At 39.1% G+C, this 17,806-nt stretch carries 22 protein-coding genes; 21 read left to right on the top strand and 1 reads right to left on the bottom strand.

All coding sequences use genetic code 11. The features are described from left to right. Nucleotides 1-17: 17 nt before the first annotated feature. The 21 genes from L3V46_RS11350 to L3V46_RS11250 all read left to right on the top strand — a co-directional run bounded on the left by L3V46_RS11350 (nt 18) and on the right by L3V46_RS11250 (nt 16,610). Nucleotides 18-440: a biopolymer transporter ExbD gene (locus L3V46_RS11350; protein ID WP_004821219.1), complete on the top strand. Its 423-nt coding sequence runs from the start codon at nt 18-20 to the stop codon at nt 438-440. 3 nt (nt 441-443) lie between these two features. Further along, a complete protein-coding gene (msbA, locus tag L3V46_RS11345) occupies nt 444-2,174 on the top strand; it encodes a lipid A export permease/ATP-binding protein MsbA (RefSeq protein ID WP_034610206.1) in 1,731 nt (576 codons plus the stop codon). A gap of 6 nt (nt 2,175-2,180) precedes the next feature. Continuing rightward, on the top strand, nt 2,181-3,197 hold the full coding sequence (gene lpxK / locus L3V46_RS11340; protein ID WP_239045729.1) for a tetraacyldisaccharide 4'-kinase: 1,017 nt from the start codon (nt 2,181-2,183) through the stop codon (nt 3,195-3,197). Nucleotides 3,198-3,201: 4 nt separating this feature from the next. Further along, entirely contained in the window at nt 3,202-3,963 is a 762-nt protein-coding gene (gene kdsB / locus L3V46_RS11335) for a 3-deoxy-manno-octulosonate cytidylyltransferase (protein ID WP_004821225.1), read from the top strand. A 67-nt stretch (nt 3,964-4,030) separates the two neighbouring features. After that, nucleotides 4,031-5,011 (top strand): DNA polymerase III, delta' subunit, encoded by a 981-nt coding sequence (locus tag L3V46_RS11330; protein ID WP_004821226.1) that lies wholly within the window; start codon nt 4,031-4,033, stop codon nt 5,009-5,011. A gap of 26 nt (nt 5,012-5,037) precedes the next feature. Continuing rightward, nucleotides 5,038-5,379: a PilZ domain-containing protein gene (locus L3V46_RS11325; RefSeq protein WP_004821228.1), complete on the top strand. Its 342-nt coding sequence runs from the start codon at nt 5,038-5,040 to the stop codon at nt 5,377-5,379. 27 nt (nt 5,380-5,406) lie between these two features. Then, on the top strand, nt 5,407-6,180 hold the full coding sequence (locus tag L3V46_RS11320) for a TatD family hydrolase (protein WP_239045728.1): 774 nt from the start codon (nt 5,407-5,409) through the stop codon (nt 6,178-6,180). 87 nt (nt 6,181-6,267) lie between these two features. Further along, nucleotides 6,268-6,882 carry a TetR/AcrR family transcriptional regulator gene (locus L3V46_RS11315; protein ID WP_004821232.1) on the top strand — a complete coding sequence of 205 codons (615 nt, stop codon included), beginning with the start codon at nt 6,268-6,270 and terminating at the stop codon, nt 6,880-6,882. A 5-nt stretch (nt 6,883-6,887) separates the two neighbouring features. Next, complete coding sequence (locus L3V46_RS11310) at nt 6,888-7,454, top strand: prepilin-type N-terminal cleavage/methylation domain-containing protein (protein ID WP_004720822.1); 567 nt, start codon at nt 6,888-6,890, stop codon at nt 7,452-7,454. After that, entirely contained in the window at nt 7,441-7,824 is a 384-nt protein-coding gene (gene gspI / locus L3V46_RS11305) for a type II secretion system minor pseudopilin GspI (protein WP_004821236.1), read from the top strand. Before L3V46_RS11310 ends, gspI begins: the two co-directional genes overlap by 14 nt. Next, nucleotides 7,824-8,480, top strand: a complete 657-nt coding sequence (gene gspJ, locus L3V46_RS11300) for a type II secretion system minor pseudopilin GspJ (RefSeq protein WP_239045727.1) — start codon at nt 7,824-7,826, stop codon at nt 8,478-8,480. Before gspI ends, gspJ begins: the two co-directional genes overlap by 1 nt. A 47-nt stretch (nt 8,481-8,527) precedes the next feature. Then, entirely contained in the window at nt 8,528-9,484 is a 957-nt protein-coding gene (gspK, locus tag L3V46_RS11295; RefSeq protein WP_004821240.1) for a type II secretion system minor pseudopilin GspK, read from the top strand. A gap of 221 nt (nt 9,485-9,705) precedes the next feature. Then, the gene (locus tag L3V46_RS11290) at nt 9,706-10,302 is read left to right on the top strand and encodes a 6-carboxytetrahydropterin synthase (RefSeq protein ID WP_004821241.1); all 597 of its coding nucleotides are present in this window, start codon (nt 9,706-9,708) and stop codon (nt 10,300-10,302) included. Nucleotides 10,303-10,376: 74 nt separating this feature from the next. After that, nucleotides 10,377-11,090, top strand: a complete 714-nt coding sequence (gene ung, locus L3V46_RS11285; protein ID WP_004821244.1) for a uracil-DNA glycosylase — start codon at nt 10,377-10,379, stop codon at nt 11,088-11,090. Continuing rightward, a complete protein-coding gene (locus L3V46_RS11280) occupies nt 11,087-12,208 on the top strand; it encodes an enoyl-CoA hydratase/isomerase family protein (protein WP_034610216.1) in 1,122 nt (373 codons plus the stop codon). The genes ung and L3V46_RS11280 overlap by 4 nt, the downstream gene beginning before the upstream one ends. Nucleotides 12,209-12,214: 6 nt before the next feature. Then, nucleotides 12,215-12,739: a tRNA adenosine(34) deaminase TadA gene (tadA, locus tag L3V46_RS11275; protein ID WP_239045726.1), complete on the top strand. Its 525-nt coding sequence runs from the start codon at nt 12,215-12,217 to the stop codon at nt 12,737-12,739. An 85-nt stretch (nt 12,740-12,824) separates the two neighbouring features. After that, entirely contained in the window at nt 12,825-13,259 is a 435-nt protein-coding gene (locus tag L3V46_RS11270; protein WP_004821248.1) for an SRPBCC family protein, read from the top strand. 11 nt (nt 13,260-13,270) lie between these two features. Next, complete coding sequence (gene cmk / locus L3V46_RS11265) at nt 13,271-13,960, top strand: (d)CMP kinase (protein WP_004821249.1); 690 nt, start codon at nt 13,271-13,273, stop codon at nt 13,958-13,960. Between the two features lie 118 nt (nt 13,961-14,078). Continuing rightward, on the top strand, nt 14,079-15,761 hold the full coding sequence (gene rpsA, locus L3V46_RS11260; RefSeq protein ID WP_239045725.1) for a 30S ribosomal protein S1: 1,683 nt from the start codon (nt 14,079-14,081) through the stop codon (nt 15,759-15,761). 159 nt (nt 15,762-15,920) lie between these two features. Continuing rightward, nucleotides 15,921-16,223, top strand: coding sequence for an integration host factor subunit beta (locus tag L3V46_RS11255; protein WP_004720793.1), 303 nt, complete (start codon nt 15,921-15,923; stop codon nt 16,221-16,223). A gap of 21 nt (nt 16,224-16,244) precedes the next feature. After that, entirely contained in the window at nt 16,245-16,610 is a 366-nt protein-coding gene (locus tag L3V46_RS11250; protein ID WP_004821255.1) for a lipopolysaccharide assembly protein LapA domain-containing protein, read from the top strand. 125 nt (nt 16,611-16,735) lie between these two features. Here the strand turns inward: L3V46_RS11250 and L3V46_RS11245 are convergent, their stop codons facing one another. Beyond that, complete coding sequence (locus tag L3V46_RS11245; RefSeq protein ID WP_239045724.1) at nt 16,736-17,803, bottom strand: fimbrial protein; 1,068 nt, start codon at nt 17,801-17,803, stop codon at nt 16,736-16,738. Nucleotides 17,804-17,806 lie beyond the last annotated feature (3 nt).

Here is a 17,806-nt window from a genome sequence, read left to right as displayed (position 1 = left end):
CGTTTTAGGGGTGTTTCATGAAATTTAGACGCAGAACAGTTGAAGATATTCATATCAATCTTACGCCATTGATTGATTGCTTGTTATTTATATTGGTGATTTTATTACTGACCACCACCTTTAACCAGCAAAGTCGGATCAATCTTTCTTTACCGGATGCACAAGGTGTTCCGCCAAAAGAATACAAAAATAAAATTGAAGTCATGGTAGACTCGGCAGGGCATTATGCAGTAAATGGGCAGGCACTTTCGAGTAAAGAGTCGGCTGATTTAAGTACTGCAATTAAGCAAGCAGCAAATGACAATCGTGATCTGATGTTTGTGATTGCTGCAGATGCCAAAGCGACGCATCAAGATGTTATACGAGTGATGGATGTCGCAGGACAGCTCGGTTTCGTTAACATCAATATCAGTACCAAAGTTCCATCTCGAGGTTATTAATTAGTGAATCAAGATTTTAAGGTCTATGTCCGTCTTTTGGCGTATTTAAAGCCGTACTGGGGGGCAGCCTTACTCGTTATTATTGGATTTGGCGTAAATGCGGCAACTGAAGTTTCTGTAGCGAAATTACTTAAATATATTATTGATGCAATTCAAGATGGTAATCGTGGAGATCTTGATTGGTTTCCAGCGCTAATTATCTTGTTGATTTTTTTCCGTGGCTTAGGGTTGTTTATGGGTGGCTACTTTACTGCAGTCATCTCAAGAAGTTTGGTATTTAGTATTCGTCAAGAAGTTTATGCCAAACTGTTAAAACTACCCGCACAGTATTATTTGGATAATTCATCAGGTCACATCACTGCAAAAATTATGTATAACGTGGAGCAGTTAACCGCAGCTTCCTCTGAATCGTTAAAAACATTAATTCGTGATGGTGCAATTGCTTTAGGTTTATTGGGTTATTTGCTGTATACCAATTGGCGTTTAACCTTGTGTATTTTTATCTTTATGCCGATTATTGGTTTATTGGTGCGTAAAGCTTCAAAACGCATGCGTAAGCTGTCTATTCAAGTGCAAAATACCATGGGGGATGTCAACCATATTGTGCAAGAAACAGTCAGTGCGAATGCGGTTGTCAAAAGCTTTGCTGGCGAGGAAAATGAACAAAAACGTTTCTATAAGTCTTCAGAAGAAAACTTAAAACGTGGTTTGAAAATGGTGGTTGTACAAAACTTAAATAGTCCACTTGTACAATTGGTCATGGCTTTTGCTCTAGGTATCATTATTTGGTTGGCATTACGCCCACAAATTTTAGGTGATACTTCAGCTGGCGAGTTTGTTGCCTATATCACAGCAGCAGGATTGTTAGCAAAGCCTATTAAAAATTTAACAGATATCAATGAAAAATTACAACGTGGTATTGCGGCTGCATATTCTGTATTTGAAGTTCTAGACCTGCCTCAAGAAGAAAATACTGGAACATTAACGCCAAAATTATTGGGTAATATCAAGTTTGATCATGTGTCTTTGGTTTATAAAAATAATGTAAAAGGGATTGATGATTTCTCATTAGACATACAAGCAGGCCAAACCATTGCTTTGGTTGGGCGTTCAGGTGCTGGTAAGTCATCTTTGGTGAATATGTTAGTGCGCTTTCAAGAAATTAGTGCAGGGCAGATTTATCTAGATCAACTGCCTATTCAAGATATTGAACTCAGTTGTTTGCGTACCCAAGTTGCGATGGTCAACCAGCAAGTTGTGTTATTTGATCGAACAGTGCGTGAAAATATTGCATACGGCCAATTAGAAAAAGCCTCTGAGGAAGCCATTATTGCCGCTGCTAAAGCAGCTTATGCACATGACTTTATTATGGAGTTACCAAAAGGTTATGACACACCTTTAGGTGCGCAGGGCTTAAGTCTTTCAGGTGGTCAACGTCAACGTATCGCCATTGCACGTGCAATCCTTAAAAATGCACCAATTCTTATCCTTGATGAAGCCACCAGTGCTTTGGATAATGAGTCTGAACACTTTATTCAAAAAGCATTTGATGAAGCGATGCTTGATCAAAATCGAACCACGATAGTGATTGCTCACCGTCTATCCACGATCGAAAAAGCGGATAAGATTGTGGTTATGGATAAAGGGCGTATCATAGAGCAAGGTACTCATACTGAGTTATTGGCGAAGCATGGCGCTTACTATCAATTGTATGAACGTAACTTTGAGGAATAATCGAACATGTCTATTGCGCAAATCATTCAAGATGCTTGGAATAAACAGTCCAAGTGGTTGATTGCATTGCGGCCATTGTCATGGTTATATCAGTTCGGTTTTACGGTAAATAAGCAACTGTATCAAAAAGGTATAAAAAAAACCTATCAAGCACCTGTCCCCGTGATGATTATTGGAAATATTACTGTGGGCGGGAGTGGAAAGACACCGTTATTGATCCAGTTGGTGAAATATTTGCAACATCACCATGTTCGCGTTGGCGTGATTAGTCGTGGTTATGGGGGGCAAGGGCCTTTCCCTGCACTGGTTACTTTAGATTCTGTGCCTGATCAAGTGGGCGATGAACCCTGTTTGATTGTTCAGTCTACTGATGTTCCCATGGTGGTGGGTGGTAATCGCCAAGCCAATATTGAGTTACTACTGCAACATTATGAACTTGATTTAATCATCAGTGATGATGGTTTACAGCATTGGGCTTTGGCGCGTCAAATCGAATGGATTGTACTGGATAATAACCGAGGTTTGGGCAATCAGAAGCTACTTCCTGAAGGTTATTTACGCGAGCCAGTGAGCCGTTTAAAACACGGTACCGTGATTGAGCATGCGCATCAGCCGCATTCAGCTCTCAATATGCATTTAGAAGTGACTGAACCTTATCTATTAAATCCAAGTTTTGACCAATCTGAACAGTTTGATCCTACACTTGATTATTATGCAGTCGTTGGAATTGGTTTTCCGCAACGCTTTTATAATACCTTGGAAAGTATCGGTGTAACTCAATTTCAATGTCATGAATTTCCAGACCATTATGATTATGAAATTGATGACTTGCAGTTTGAAGATAACAATCCAATTATTACCACTGAAAAAGATGCGGTAAAGCTTTTACCATTATTGAAAAATCATTCTACATTTAGTCGTGAGATTTGGGTGGTTCCAGTGGGAGCAGTCTTGTCTGATGAATGTTATCTATTACTCAACCAACAACTTACTCAACTTGGTATTGATCTAATACAAGGTTAATTTGATGAAACATATTGTTATTCCTGCGCGTTTTGCCAGTTCACGCCTTCCCGGTAAGCCTCTTTTAGAAATTCATGGGCGAGCCATGATTTTACGTGTGGTCGATCAAGCAAAAAAAGTACAGGGCTTTGATGATCTTTGTGTGGCGACAGATGACCCGCGTATTGCAGCACTTTGCCGAGCAGAAGGTGTGGATGTTGTGATGACTGATCCGAATCATCCTTCGGGCACAGACCGTTTAAGTGAAGTTGCTCGGGTCAAAGGTTGGGATGCTGAGGATATTATTGTGAATGTACAGGGTGATGAGCCTTTGTTGCCTGCACAATTGGTGATTCAAGTTGCTGAGTTGCTGGCACAGAAAGCGGATTGTTCAATGTCGACCTTATGTGAGCCGATACATCAGTTTGACGAGTTTCAGCGTGACAGCATCGTCAAAGTGGTGATGTCAAAGTTCAACGAAGCGCTTTATTTCAGTCGTGCACAAATTCCTTACGATCGAGAGGGTGTTAAACAGGTTGAGCAAAAGCTACATCAGCATGCTTATCGCCATTTGGGCTTATACGCTTACCGTGTCAAGCTTTTACAAGAATATGTCACTTGGGATATGGGGATTTTAGAACAGTTGGAAAGCTTAGAGCAATTACGTGTTTTAGAAAATGGACATCGTATTGCGATTGATATCGCACAAGTAAACTTACCACCCGGTGTCGATACTCAAGCAGATTTGGATCGCTTAAACGCCTTGGATGTAGCGGTTTTTGAATAGCTTGTATTTGCGTTATTTATCTTTGCGTCACTTGTTTTTACTACACTTGTATTTAGGTTTTTGATTCATGGATGCTTCTAATTCTCAGGTTTATCCTTGGCAGCAACAAACATGGGAAACCTTAACTGGTCGCTTTCCAAAATTAGGGCATGGTTTATTGTTCTATGGTAAAAAAGGCTGTGGTAAACATGCATTTACCCAACATTTTTTATCATGGGTTTTGTGTTTAAATAAAACACCACAAGGTGCTTGTGGCGAGTGCGCAAGTTGCCAGTGGCTCAAATCGGATACCCATCCTAACTATGTTAATATCACGACCGATGAAGAGAATAAGAAGCAAAACGCGAAAATTAAGATCGAGAAGATCCGTGATTTACTACCATTTGTGCAGCAAACAGTAGATGGTTGGCGCGTTATTGTGATTGAACCTGCAGAAGCTTTAAACATTGCTTCTGCAAATGCACTATTAAAAACGTTAGAAGAGCCGGGTGATCGGGTACAGATTATTTTACTTGCGGAACATTATCTAAAGCTCCCAGCAACGATTCGTAGTCGATTACAGCACTTTGCCATGGATCGTATTAGCCCCACGCTTTCAGAACAATATTTGCAACAACATTTACCTGCTGAAATGCATTCTAAAATTAACTTGTTAATGAATTTATCCAATAATATGCCATTGCAAGCATTGGCGCTTGCTGAGCTAGATTGGTTAAACCGACGTGGGGAGTTTTTACAAGATTGGCAAAAACTGGTCAGTCAAAAAAGTATGCCTTTACAGTTTGCTTCAAAATGGAATAAAGAACTGAGCTTTTATGATTTTTTACAAATGTTTGAATACTTGTTGTCAGATATAATTTGTGTCAAGCTGAATCAAGTTGTAAAGAATTCAGATTTGCAATTAGATGAGCTTGCCGCGCAGTATCAATTGCAAAGCTTGTTCTCTATTTATGAAGATTTACAACAATCGAAGCTAAAAGTTGATCAAAATGTACAAACAAATCTAATTATTGATCAATTGTCGATTCAGTTAATGAATGTGACATAAAATTTGAATATTCAGGGGGAATAATCATGCAACCACGTATGGGCGGTTTGATTCAAGTCAACATCAATGATCGTGCAACTTTACAAGCCAGTTATATGCCTTATATTTTAGGCGGTGGCTTATTTGTACCATCAAAGAATCCTGTAAAAATGGGCGATGAAGTGTTTGTACTGGCTGGTTTGCCAGATCAATCACAGAAAGTTCCTTTAACAGGGAAAGTGATTTGGATTTCGCAAAAGCAAAATGGAATTAAGCCACAAGGTTTTGCAATTCAACTTACTGGTGAAAAAGGCATCTATTACAAAATGGAAGCAGAAAAATTACTCGCAGGCAGTATGTCTTTGGACCGTCCTAGCTTTACAATGTAAGCCAATTTTCAATATTTAGGAATTTCTGTGTTTGTTGATACGCATTGCCATTTAACCATGTTAAATCTTGAACCTTATGCTGGGGATCTCGATGCCGCATTACAACAAGCAAGAGATGCTGGTGTGTCCAAGTTTATGGGGATTTCTGTAGATTTGGATGACCATATCGCACTTGCAGAAATTGCCGCAAGACATTCAGATGTGGGCTATAGTGTCGGTGTACACCCATGTGAAGATCCAGCTGTGATGCAACGTGCAAGTGTTGAAAAACTGGTTGAACTGGCGCAAGCTGAAAAAGTTTGGGCCTTGGGTGAAACAGGCTTGGATTATTTTCATAGTACTGAATTTATTGCTGAACAAAAAGCCTGTTTTGCACGACATATTTACGCATCGCAACAGCTTAAAAAACCTGTAGTTGTGCATACCCGTTCAGCAAAGCATGAAACCGTAGATATTATTCGGGCTGAAAAATCAACACATGGTATTTTGCATTGTTTTACAGAAGATTGGGAGACTGCAAAGGCCGTTTTAGATTGTGGCTACTATATTTCCTTCTCTGGAATTGTTTCATTTAAAAATGCGCAAGATTTAAGAGATGTTGCTAAGCAAGTGCCTTTAGATCGCTTGTTGATTGAAACGGATAGTCCTTATTTGGCACCGATGCCTTATCGTGGAAAACCGAATGAACCAAAATACGTTCCTTATGTAGCCAAAGCGCTGAGTGATGTATATGATAAAACGCTTGAAGAGATTGCTTTCATTACCACACAAAATTTTGAAAATCTGCTTCAACAAAAGTGATTGAAAAGCACTGATTTAAAAAGCAATCAATAGAAGTGCGTCAATTTATTAACGGATAGAATTAACAAGAGAGTTTATCGGGTGAAGATGGATCGACAGGCTCAGTTTAGAGCAAGAGAAGCATTGATTTTTCAGGTTGCTGAACAACTGCTTTTAGAAAATGGTGAAGCAGGGATGACATTGGATGCCCTAGCTGCAGAATTAGATCTAGCCAAGGGAACACTTTATAAGCATTTTCAGAGTAAGGATGAGTTGTATATACTGCTCATCATTCGTAATGAACGTATGCTACTTGAAATGGTACGTGATACTGAAAAAGCTTTCCCTGAGCATTTGGCTTTTTTTATGTTGCACCATTTACATCATCCTGAACGTGCAGTGTTATTCCATCAGATCGAAGAGCGATTATCCACCACTGGACAAGGCATCCATCATTTATTTAGTGAACTCTATCAAGTACGTAAACAACGTTTACGTATCATTATTCGCATGACAGAAAGCTATCTAGAATCGATTCAAAGTTTGATGTCGGTACGTGATTATTTGGCTTCGATTTGGTCAATTACGCATGGTGGAGCAGCGATACTGAATTCCAGCTTCTATCAGCGTTATTTAGGTTGTCGAGATACCTTACGTGTCGCATTGATTGATCAGGCATTGGCTGTGCCAAAACATCCACAAGCCTCAGAACAGGTGGCTTAGCTGCAATGAAAAATCTACGATCATCTCAAAAAATGCGAGGTTTTACCTTAATTGAGGTGATGGTGGTGATCGTCATCATCAGTATTATTGCCTCATTGATCATTTTAAATATTGATGGCGTAGATCAGCGTAAAGCTATGCAAGCACGTGAGATGTTATTGCTCGATTTAAAGCAGATTAATCGTGAAGCCAATGATCAAGCGCGTATTTATGCACTCGATTTACACAATGCTACGGATGTTGCAGCTGCACAGTATGGTGTTATTGAATATATTCCAGTCAAAGAAGACGCTGAGCAACGTATCCGAGTGGTTGACAATAAACCATGGAAAGAAGTGACAGACTTTCCTAAAAGAGCGTTGCCAGAATACGTTTCATTTTCTATTGAAACGGAAGATCATCAATTCCAAAATGCAAATAACTCAGAACTCTTGGGGAATAATGCACCTAAATTGATTTGGTTTGGAAATGGTGAGGTCAAACCTGTCACAATTCAAATGTATTATCAGCAAAAGCCAGTGGGTGGGGTAATTCGAGTTGATTATTTGGGTAAAGTAGATGAAGAAAAATAAAGGCTTTACTTTAATTGAGGTGGTTGTGGCTTTGGCGATTTTTGCAGTCGCAGCAATGGCTTTGACCAAAGTCGCGATGCAATATACGCAGTCGACAGCCAATGCGATTTTACGAACTAAGGCTCAGTTTGTTGCACAGAATGAAATCTCAATGATGATGATTAATCGTGAATGGCTGTCAGGAACGTCATCCAAACAGGTCACCACACAAGGTGAAACTTGGCAGGTAGATAAAAAAGCAGAATCTACACTGAGCCCAAATGTACAAAAAATAGATGTGCAAGTGAGCCTTTTTAATCCTGATACGGGTAAAGTAGAAGCAGGGATTACCAATATGGTGTTCTTTAATTATCCGATCAAAGAAAAATAATGATGAATCTAATCAAGCATAAAAACAATCAAACTGTGTATGCACAGAAAAGCACAGGCTTTACCTTAATTGAACTTTTGGTGGCCATAGCAATCTTTGCTGTTTTGTCAGCATTGGGCTGGAAAATATTTGACTACCTGATTAAAGTTAAAGATCGTAATGTCATACATGAGGAAAATTTAGGTCAATTACAAGGTGCGTATCAACAGATTCAGCGTGATACCTTACAGATTGTTCCTATTTCTGCAAGAAGTGGTGAGGAAATGGAACCTGCTTTGGGTTTAGATAATCAAAAACTTTCTTTCAGTAAAACAGGTGTAACCGACCCGCTTAAACAGGGGTTGTCACCCTATGAACGAATTGAATATGTTTACAATGCGCAAGAGAAAAAACTTTATCGGTTAAAATATTCAAATTTAAATCGAAATAATTCAGAACAGCCCTTGTCGAGTGTGTTATTGGCAGATGTGGATCAGTATCGTATTGATGTTTTAAATCCAACAGAATTAGATCGTTGGCCAAATGATATGATTAAAAATGATAGGCAATTGCCGCGTGGGATTAAAATTAAAGTCACGATTCGTGATATAGAATATGAATGGATTTTTAGTTTGCTCGATTCTGACTATCTGATCAATAACGGCGCAGATAATTAAATCAGTATTGTGGTAGATGCGGATCAATAAATTTAGGTAAATCATTCATGCAATTAAAGCAGCAAAAAGGTATCGCATTAATTACGATTTTAGTGATGGTCGCTTTGGCAACCATCATTGCTGCGACGATTGCTAAACGTCAAAATTACACCAATGAAAGTACAGGGTTTTTAAAACGGCAAAGCCAAGCACTTTTTTATGCAAAGAGTGCGGAAGCATTTTATTCTGAGATATTGGTACAAGACAGCGAAAACAGCAAAGAGGCAGATTACTTACAAGAAACTTGGGCAAAACCGATGCCAGCATTTCCGGTTGAAGATGGATATGTCACAGGTGTGTTGGAAGATGAGTCAGGTAAATTCAATTTAAACAGTTTATTAACCAATGAAGGTAAGCCCAACGACGCGGCACAGAAATATTTTTCTAAGCTTTTGGTTCGTGTCGGTTTACCTGCTGATGCTGTTCAAGCAGTGATTGATTGGCAAGATCCAGACAATGAAACCATAGGTTCATACGGCGCTGAAACAAGTTATTATCAGGGTTTGCCTAAACCATATTTGGCTGCAAATCGGAAATTTTCCAGTGTTGAAGAACTTAAACAAGTACGTGGTTTTGAAGAAAAGAAGTATGATTTAATTGCACCCTATATATCGGCACTGCCTGATATTGCCACAAAAATTAATGTCAATACTGCACCTGCAATGGTTTTGGCAGCCATGGATGAGAAACTAGACGTAAATAGCGTACAAACAGCTTTAAAAGCGCGACAAGAAAAACTTGAGCATTTTGCCAATGTGGGCGAGCTAATGAAAATCGCACCATTTGACAGCTTGGAAGCTGCAAGCAAAACCGAGGCAGACAAGATTTTTGGAGTAACATCCAGTTATTTTAAAGCCAAGATCGAAGTATCTTTAAGCAATCGCAAGCGTCAATTTACTACACGCTTTATGCGTAATGATAAATCACAAGTTTATGTTTATTCGCGTAGCCTTGCACCATTTTGAAAATTTCAGTGAATTTTTTTTTAACTATATGATTTTAAATAACTATAAAAGGTAGTTAAAAGGTTGGTTGATTGAGTAAACATGATTCGATAAGCTAAATAGGCCTAAAAAAGCAGATCATCCTTTTGGCTAATTGCAATCAACGTGAAAATTAATGCTCAGGGTTCGAGTTTTGCTTTATAATCGAGATTCTTTACCGATTTGTTTATAAAATTTGGCTCATGTTAATTCGTAAGTTATTTAAGTTTGAAAATGCACATATTGTGCGGAATTGCACGTCAGATCGTTGCAAACGGTCTATACACGGGCACAGCTATAAAGTTGAATTACTACTTAAAGCTTCAAAACTTGATCATGGTCAAATGGTATATGACTTTGGCTTGCTTAAAGGTGTAATCAAAGAAATTTTCGACAGTTTTGACCATGCGATCTGTTTTTGGCAAGAAGACAACCCTGAATATATTCAGGCGTGTAAAACTTTTAGTGCTCGTTGGGTGGCTTTGCCAGTTTCTCCATCGGCTGAACAGTTTTCACGGATATTCTTTTTTCTCGCGCAACAGATTTTAAAATCAACCATTACCCAAAATGGGGAAGGGGATGTTGAAGTCTATTCTGTGATTGTGCATGAAACCGATACAGGTTATGCGCAAAGTTTTCAAGAAGATATTGAAAATGCTCAGATGGGGCTGTTGAGTCTGGATAAAATTATTTTTTCTGAGCAGGTCACATCTGAATGGTCTGACCCAGAAATGTATGAAAAATTGAAACAGGGTATTCCGTTTCAAAACCCTGAAGTGGATTTACAGGTTAAAATTTAAATGATGATTTTTGAGTGAAATCCATCTTTAGGACAAATAAATTTTTAGGAAAATGAAATTTAGGATGAAAGTTGATGCAATTATCTGAACTCGAACAAACAAAATTAAATCAAGTTCGGTTAGATCAAAGTTGGAAAGAAGGTTTAGCTGAGTTTCTTTTGAGTCAGCAAATGGATGATTTGCGTTCTTTTTTAGTTGCTGAAAAAAATGCAAATAAAACCATTTACCCACCGAGCTCACTTATTTTCAATGCATTAGACACAACGCCATTGAATCATGTAAAGGTGGTGATTTTAGGACAAGATCCTTATCACGGTCCTGATCAAGCGCATGGGTTGAGTTTTTCCGTACAAAAAGGCGTTGCATTGCCTCCGTCTTTACGTAATATCTTTCATGAATTAAATACAGATTTAGCTGTACCTGTATCCCGACATGGTGATCTCACCAAATGGGCTCAACAGGGTGTATTGCTTTTAAATAGTGTGTTGACAGTGGAAGCTGGGCAACCAACATCACATCAAAAACGCGGTTGGGAAAATTTTACAGATCATGTAATTGATGTGTTGAATGAGCATAGAGAGCACATTGTATTTATACTTTGGGGCGCATATGCTCAGAAAAAAGGACAACGTATAGACCAAACGAAGCATCTGGTATTAAAAGCTGCGCACCCATCTCCATTGGCAGCAAATCGTGGTGGCTTTTTTGGTTGTAAGGTTTTTTCAAAAACAAATAATTATCTGAAACAATATGGCATTGAGCCAATCGACTGGCAGCTGGACGCATGACAAACTCTCCCGAAATAAATAATTATCACCCAGATCTGATTATCGAAGAAGCGAAAAAGGGATGGCGAATTATTCGCTTAAATCGTCCTAAGTCGCTTCATGCACTTGATGAATCTATCGTTGCGGCATTATTGAAGCTGTTTGAGGATTTTCATCATGATGACTCAGTTAAAGCAATTTGGTTAGATTCAACCACGCCTAAAGCTTTTTGTGCAGGCGGTGACGTTCGTAAACTGCGTCAATTGGTGATCAACAATGAAGTTGAAACAGCCAATAAGTTTTTTGAAACCGAATATGCTTTAGATTTACTGTTGCATAATTATGCTAAACCTGTAGTGGTTTGGGGTGAAGGTTATGTCATGGGTGGTGGCTTAGGCTTATTCATGGCAGCGCCTTTCCGTTTAGTTACACCGTATTCGCGTCTTGCTATGCCTGAAGTGAATATCGGTCTATACCCAGATGTAGGTGCTACACGTTTCTTAGCAGATCGTGGTCCGATTGGTTTATTTACGGGTTTAACTGGATCGATCATGACTGCAGCAGGTGGTTATGGGATTGGTTGGGCAACCCATATTTGTGATGCCCAACGTGATGTGGTTTTACAGAAACTGATTGATATCGATTGGGATCATTATCCTGCTGGCGATTTCCGTGCTTTAGATGACACCTTAAATAGTTTACATCGTCCTGTTTCACCTGGACCATTGCAAAACTCTTTGGATGTGATTCATAGTGTTTGTCGTGGTGTAAACTTTGAACATGATTATGAAGCGATTATTGGTCTAAGTGATGCGCGTAGTGATTGGTTGCGTCAAGCCAGTGAGAATCTACAAAAAGGTTCACCAAGTACTGCTGCGATTACTTGGTTGTTATGGCAGTGGGGACGTCAAGTTCATCCGTGGTCTGAGGTTTTTGAGTTAGAAAAACAAATTTCTGATTGGAAAATTCGTCATCCTGATTTTGTTGAAGGTGTACGCGCACGTTTGGTGGATAAAGATTTATCACCAGAGTGGGAACAGGTTGAGTCGCGAACATTGCGTGGAATCCTTGCGAAAAACCCACCTGTAACAACAATTGACAGTTGGAATACGCTGCTAAGTCAGTACGGTATTATTTAAGGTCGTATGACTGAAGAAACTCAACACTACATAGATCAACAATGGATGCAGCTGGCTTTAGAGCAAGCTGCATTTGCTGCATCTATCGGTGAAATTCCAGTAGGAGCTGTGATTGTAAGTCAGGGGCAAGTCATCGGTGAAGGTTATAATCAACCGATTGCTCAGCATGATCCAACAGCCCATGCGGAAATTCAGGCACTGCGCAATGCGTGTCAAAAGATTGAAAATTATCGCCTACCAGAAGACGCCACTTTATATGTCACACTTGAACCTTGCACCATGTGTGTCGGTGCATTAATCCATGCAAGAATCAAACGTGTAGTTTTTGGCGCGACCGAACCTAAAGCGGGTTCACTCATCAGTAGTCGTCAACTGTTAGAGATTGGCTATTACAATCATATATTTCAGTATGAAGGTGGTTGTTTACAAACGCAGTGCTCAAGCCAACTGTCTGATTTTTTTAAAATGCGCCGTGAGCAAAAAAAACAATTAAAGTTACAACAAAAGACCTTAAATGACTCATTAAAATGATCTAGAATACACAAGATTTTAGTGACAATGAAAATTGTCAAAATAAGGGTTTAAAAATATAGTTAAAGTTTAAAAGGGTATAACAATGAATTCTATTCAAGTAAAACAAGAGTTTAATGCACCAATCGATCAGGTCTTTGACTTGTTATCAAAACATTCAACCTATAATGTGGCTTTTGCTCCCATTCAAGTTGTACGGGTAAAAGATGCTGCTGATCCTGAACGCCCAGATGGATTGGGTTCTATCCGTCGTATGGGGTTTGGTCCGATCAAGCCGATTCAAGAGCAAATTACGCATCTGGATGTCAATAAACGTATTGAATATAAGTTAATTAACAATCCATTGATTAAACATCATATTGGAATTATTGAGTTTACAGCGCTTGCTGCAAATAAAACCCGTGTTGACTATACGATCGAATTACAAGCACGTGCACCATTTGTGAGTAAATTAATACTTGCACAGCTTAAACTAGCGATTACACTTGGATTTAAGAAACTTGCTAAGTCTGTAGCTTAATTGGAAATTCAATGACAATTCAAATTATCACAATCGATGGGCCAAGTGGTTCTGGTAAAGGAACACTTGCAGCAAAGCTTGCGCATCACTATCAATTCCATTTATTAGACTCTGGTGCGCTGTATCGTTTGCTTGGATTGTCATTGCATCAAAAAGAATTGTTGGACGCATTAGACACTGAATCTGTATTGCAACAAAGTGTGACGATTGCAACAAATTTAGATATCGTATTTAAGAGTGCTGACAACGGAATCATGATTTTGTTGGATGGTGAAGATGTCTCACAAACGATTCGTACTGAACGCGTTGGTGAATTTGCTTCAAAAGTCGCAGCAATTCCTGCGCTTAGAGCGGCATTGGTAGATCGACAACATGCTTTTGCCCAGTTGCCTGGCTTGGTTGCCGATGGGCGTGATATGGGTACTTCTATTTTTCCACAAGCACAAGCGAAGATTTATCTCACTGCCTCAGCTGAGTCCCGTGCAGAGCGTCGTGTAAAACAGTTGCAGGGAATGGGGCTGGATGTTAAAATAAGCGACATTTTAGCAAATATACAAGCTCGAGATAAAAGAGATATGGAACGCACAGTCGCTCCACTCAAGCCAGCAGAAGACGCTTATATCATTGATAGCTCAGAAATGAACATCGATGAAGTGTTTAAACTGATGACTGATTATGTCGAGTTACATTTAGCTAAATAAAGAATATTTAACCAAATATTAGCCAAAGCATAGCTTGATCAGTTTATACGGACTATGTGGATGGCTTAACTAAACCGGCCTTGTCTGATCCAAGACCGTTGACTTTACTAGGTATATCATGACCGAATCTTTTGCAGCCCTCTTTGAAGAAAGCGAATCAACTCTCAATATCGACAAAGGTGCCGTTATTAAAGGTATCGTTGTTAGCATCGACTCTGACTGGGTTACTGTTGACACTGGCCTTAAATCTGAAGGTGTTGTTGCACGTTCAGAATTCTTAAACGAACAACGCGAACTTGAAGTTCAAGTTGGCGATGAAGTTGATGTTGTTGTTGAAGCGCTTGACAACGGTATGGGTCAAACAGTTTTATCACGTGAAAAAGCGAAACGTGCTGAAACTTGGACTAAACTTGAAAAAATCTTTGAAGACGGCGAAATCGTTACTGGTGTTATTTCTGGTAAGGTTAAAGGCGGTTTCACTGTTGACATCGGTCCAGTTCGTGCATTCTTACCAGGTTCATTGGTAGATACTCGCCCTATTCGTGATACAACTCACCTTGAAGGCAAAGAGTTAGAATTCAAAGTAATCAAACTTGATGCTAAACGTAACAACGTTGTTGTATCTCGTCGTGCTGTAATGGAAGCTGAATCTTCAGCTGACCGTGAAGCGCTTCTTTCTCAATTGGAAGAAGGCCAAACAGTTACTGGTACGATCAAAAATCTTACTGATTACGGTGCATTCGTTGACCTTGGCGGTATTGATGGTCTTCTACATATCACAGATATGGCTTGGAAACGCATCAAACACCCTTCAGAAGTTGTTGAAGTGGGTCAAGAAGTTACTGTTAAAGTACTTAAGTTTGACAAAGAACGTAATCGTGTATCTTTAGGTCTTAAGCAATTAGGCGAAGATCCATGGTTAGCGATCATGAACCGTTATCCTAAAGGTTCTATCGTTAAAGCACGTGTTACAAACTTAACTGACTACGGTTGTTTCGCTGAAATCGCTGAAGGCGTTGAAGGCTTAGTACACGTTTCAGAAATGGATCACACTAACAAAAACATCCACCCATCTAAAGTTGTTCAGATTGGTGATGAAGTTGATGTTATGGTTCTTGAAGTTGATGAAGAACGTCGTCGTATTTCATTGGGTATCAAGCAAACTCGTGCGAACCCATGGGAAGAGTTCTCTAAGTCACACGACAAAGGTGAAAAAGTTTCTGGTACGATCAAGTCTATCACTGACTTCGGTATCTTCATCGGTTTACCTGGCGGTATCGATGGTCTAGTTCACTTGTCTGATATTTCTTGGAACGAACAAGGCGAAGATGCTATTCGTCGTTACAAGAAAGGTGATACAGTTGAAGCAGTTATCTTGTCTGTAGATGCTGAAGGCAACCGTATCAGTCTTGGTATCAAGCAAATGAACAGCGACCCGTTCAATGACTTCTTAGCTGCTAACGAACGCGGTGCGTTGGTTAAAGGTACAGTAACTGCTGTTGACGCTAAAGGCGCAACAATTAAGTTAGCTGACGAAATTGAAGCTTCTTTGAAAGCATCTGAAATCAACCGCGATCGCGTTGAAGATGCAACTAAATTCTTAGAAGTTGGTCAAGAAGTTGAAGCTAAAATCATCAATGTAGATCGTAAATCACGTTCTATCAACTTGTCGATTAAAGCGAAAGACGAAGCTGAAGAGAAAGAAGCTGTAGCAAACTTGAAAACTACAACTGCGCCTACTGGTCAAGACAATGGTCCTAAGACAATTGGTGATTTGATCAAAGCACAGATGAACCACTAAGTGATTGTTAAGAAGTATTATTTAATGTAATTAATTAATATTTTTTATTCAAATAGTGTAAAAGGTAGCGTAGTATATGATTACTGCGCTACCTTTTTGTATTTAAAAAGGATATTATCTGGTGTATATCAATTAGCATTAAAATTAATGAGGTCTTAAATGACAACTGAAGCACTTAATAAGTCTGACTTAATAGAAAGAATTGCTCTTAAAAATCCGCATTTAGCAGAGCCATTAGTCGAAGAAGCAGTTAAGATTATGATCGATCAAATGATTGCATCATTATCTTCAGATGACCGTATTGAAATTCGTGGGTTTGGTAGTTTCGCTTTACATCACCGTGAGCCACGTGTGGGTCGTAATCCTAAAACAGGTAAATCAGTAGAAGTTGCAGCAAAAGCTGTACCTCACTTTAAACCTGGTAAAGCACTCCGTGATGCAGTAAACGAATCTGCTAATTAATAAAATTCGAATGAGGTGAGTATGCGCTATTTCTTAGTTGCATTACTACTGGTAGTCTTTGGTTATGCTTTAGCATTAGTCTTGCAGAATCCAGCTGAACTACCTGTAGATTTATTGTTTACTCAAGTACCAGCAATGCGTTTAGGGTTATTGCTACTATTAACTTTAGTGCTTGGGATTGTTCTTGGATTGTTGCTTGGTGTACAGGTTTTCCGTGTATTCCAAAACGCATGGGAAGTTAAGCGTCTTCGTAAAGATATTGATCATCTCCGAAAAGAACAAATACAGACAGCACAATTGGCCGCTGCTGAAGCTGCCGCAAGTGCTCGTCATGAAAAGACAGTATTAGATATTCAACCAGAAAATAAGAATATCAATACGCTTTAATCATTATGATAAAAAAGCGCTTTACCATCAGTGTAAAGCGCTTTTTTGTTGGGTGTCGACTATTCAACATCAAAAACTTTGGTCAATATCATCAAACAAATAAAAGAATATAAATTCGCTATTTTTTAATCATATACGATATTTAAATAAGCTTGAGATCTGACCAGACCAGGTGTCACCGTATTTGCTGTTCTTACGTAATTGGCTTTAATCACATGTTGAATCAGCTGAGCAGTGCTTAAATTACCAAAGGTCCATTTGTTGGTGCTCTTTGATTGGTTTGGATCTAGACTAATTATCGCATTATTTTTATCACGTAAACGAATACCTACACCGGTCGCATAACCTGCACCGACTTGATTCTCTAATATATTTGTTGCATTGGATTGATTTAAGGCATCAGTGGTATAAGCCTTTATTTCACGACCTGCGCCATCATTTAAATTTGCACAATTTATACTGAGGGTTGCTGTATTGCTTGAGCTTAATGCGGTCTCATTTCCGACTAAACCCAAGTTTCGTACACTAACATCAGGCAGTGCAATGGTGTAGCTACTTTGACTCAGTGAGCATGTGGATTCAGAGATATTGACTGTTGCATTTAAATATACGGGAATTTGTGTATTTGCAGGAATAAGAACATTATCACTAACACGTCTTAAACTGATGGTTGCTATTCGTAGATTCGAAACATTGATCGTTGTGGGGTATGAGGTCATTGCTGATGTTCTAGGTAAAACATATAATGTCACCCTCATTTTTACACCATGCGTATCACCACTATAACTATAAATTGCTAATTCAGTGGTATTTAGTGTTTTTAATGTACCACTCGCCGGTGCATCGCCCATTTCAACTTTAATCCCTAAAGCTGGGTAAGCATTTAAACGCGAAATATTGGCATCATAGGTCGTCACATTGGTGGCAAAAACATTCCCAAAAATGGTTCTATTTGTGCCAACAGTACATCCGGTGTAGACACGGAAAATATCAAAATTTGCTGAAGCAACTTCACGGGAATATACATTGGACTGTACTGATGACCCTTCATATTTATTGATATTCATGGTACTGGCATTCATCGTCGGCATGCTATAGCCGCTGGTGAAATTGCTGCCTACACTGCAATCTGCAAATACTGCAAAACTTGCAGGGAGTGTAGATAACATAAATAACAATTTATATTTCAGCATAAA

The sequence above is a fragment of the Acinetobacter sp. AG3 genome (assembly GCF_022343575.1).
GTDB classification, from domain to species: Bacteria; Pseudomonadota; Gammaproteobacteria; order Pseudomonadales; family Moraxellaceae; genus Acinetobacter; species Acinetobacter guillouiae.
This window is presented reverse-complemented; position numbering and strand designations above follow the sequence as displayed.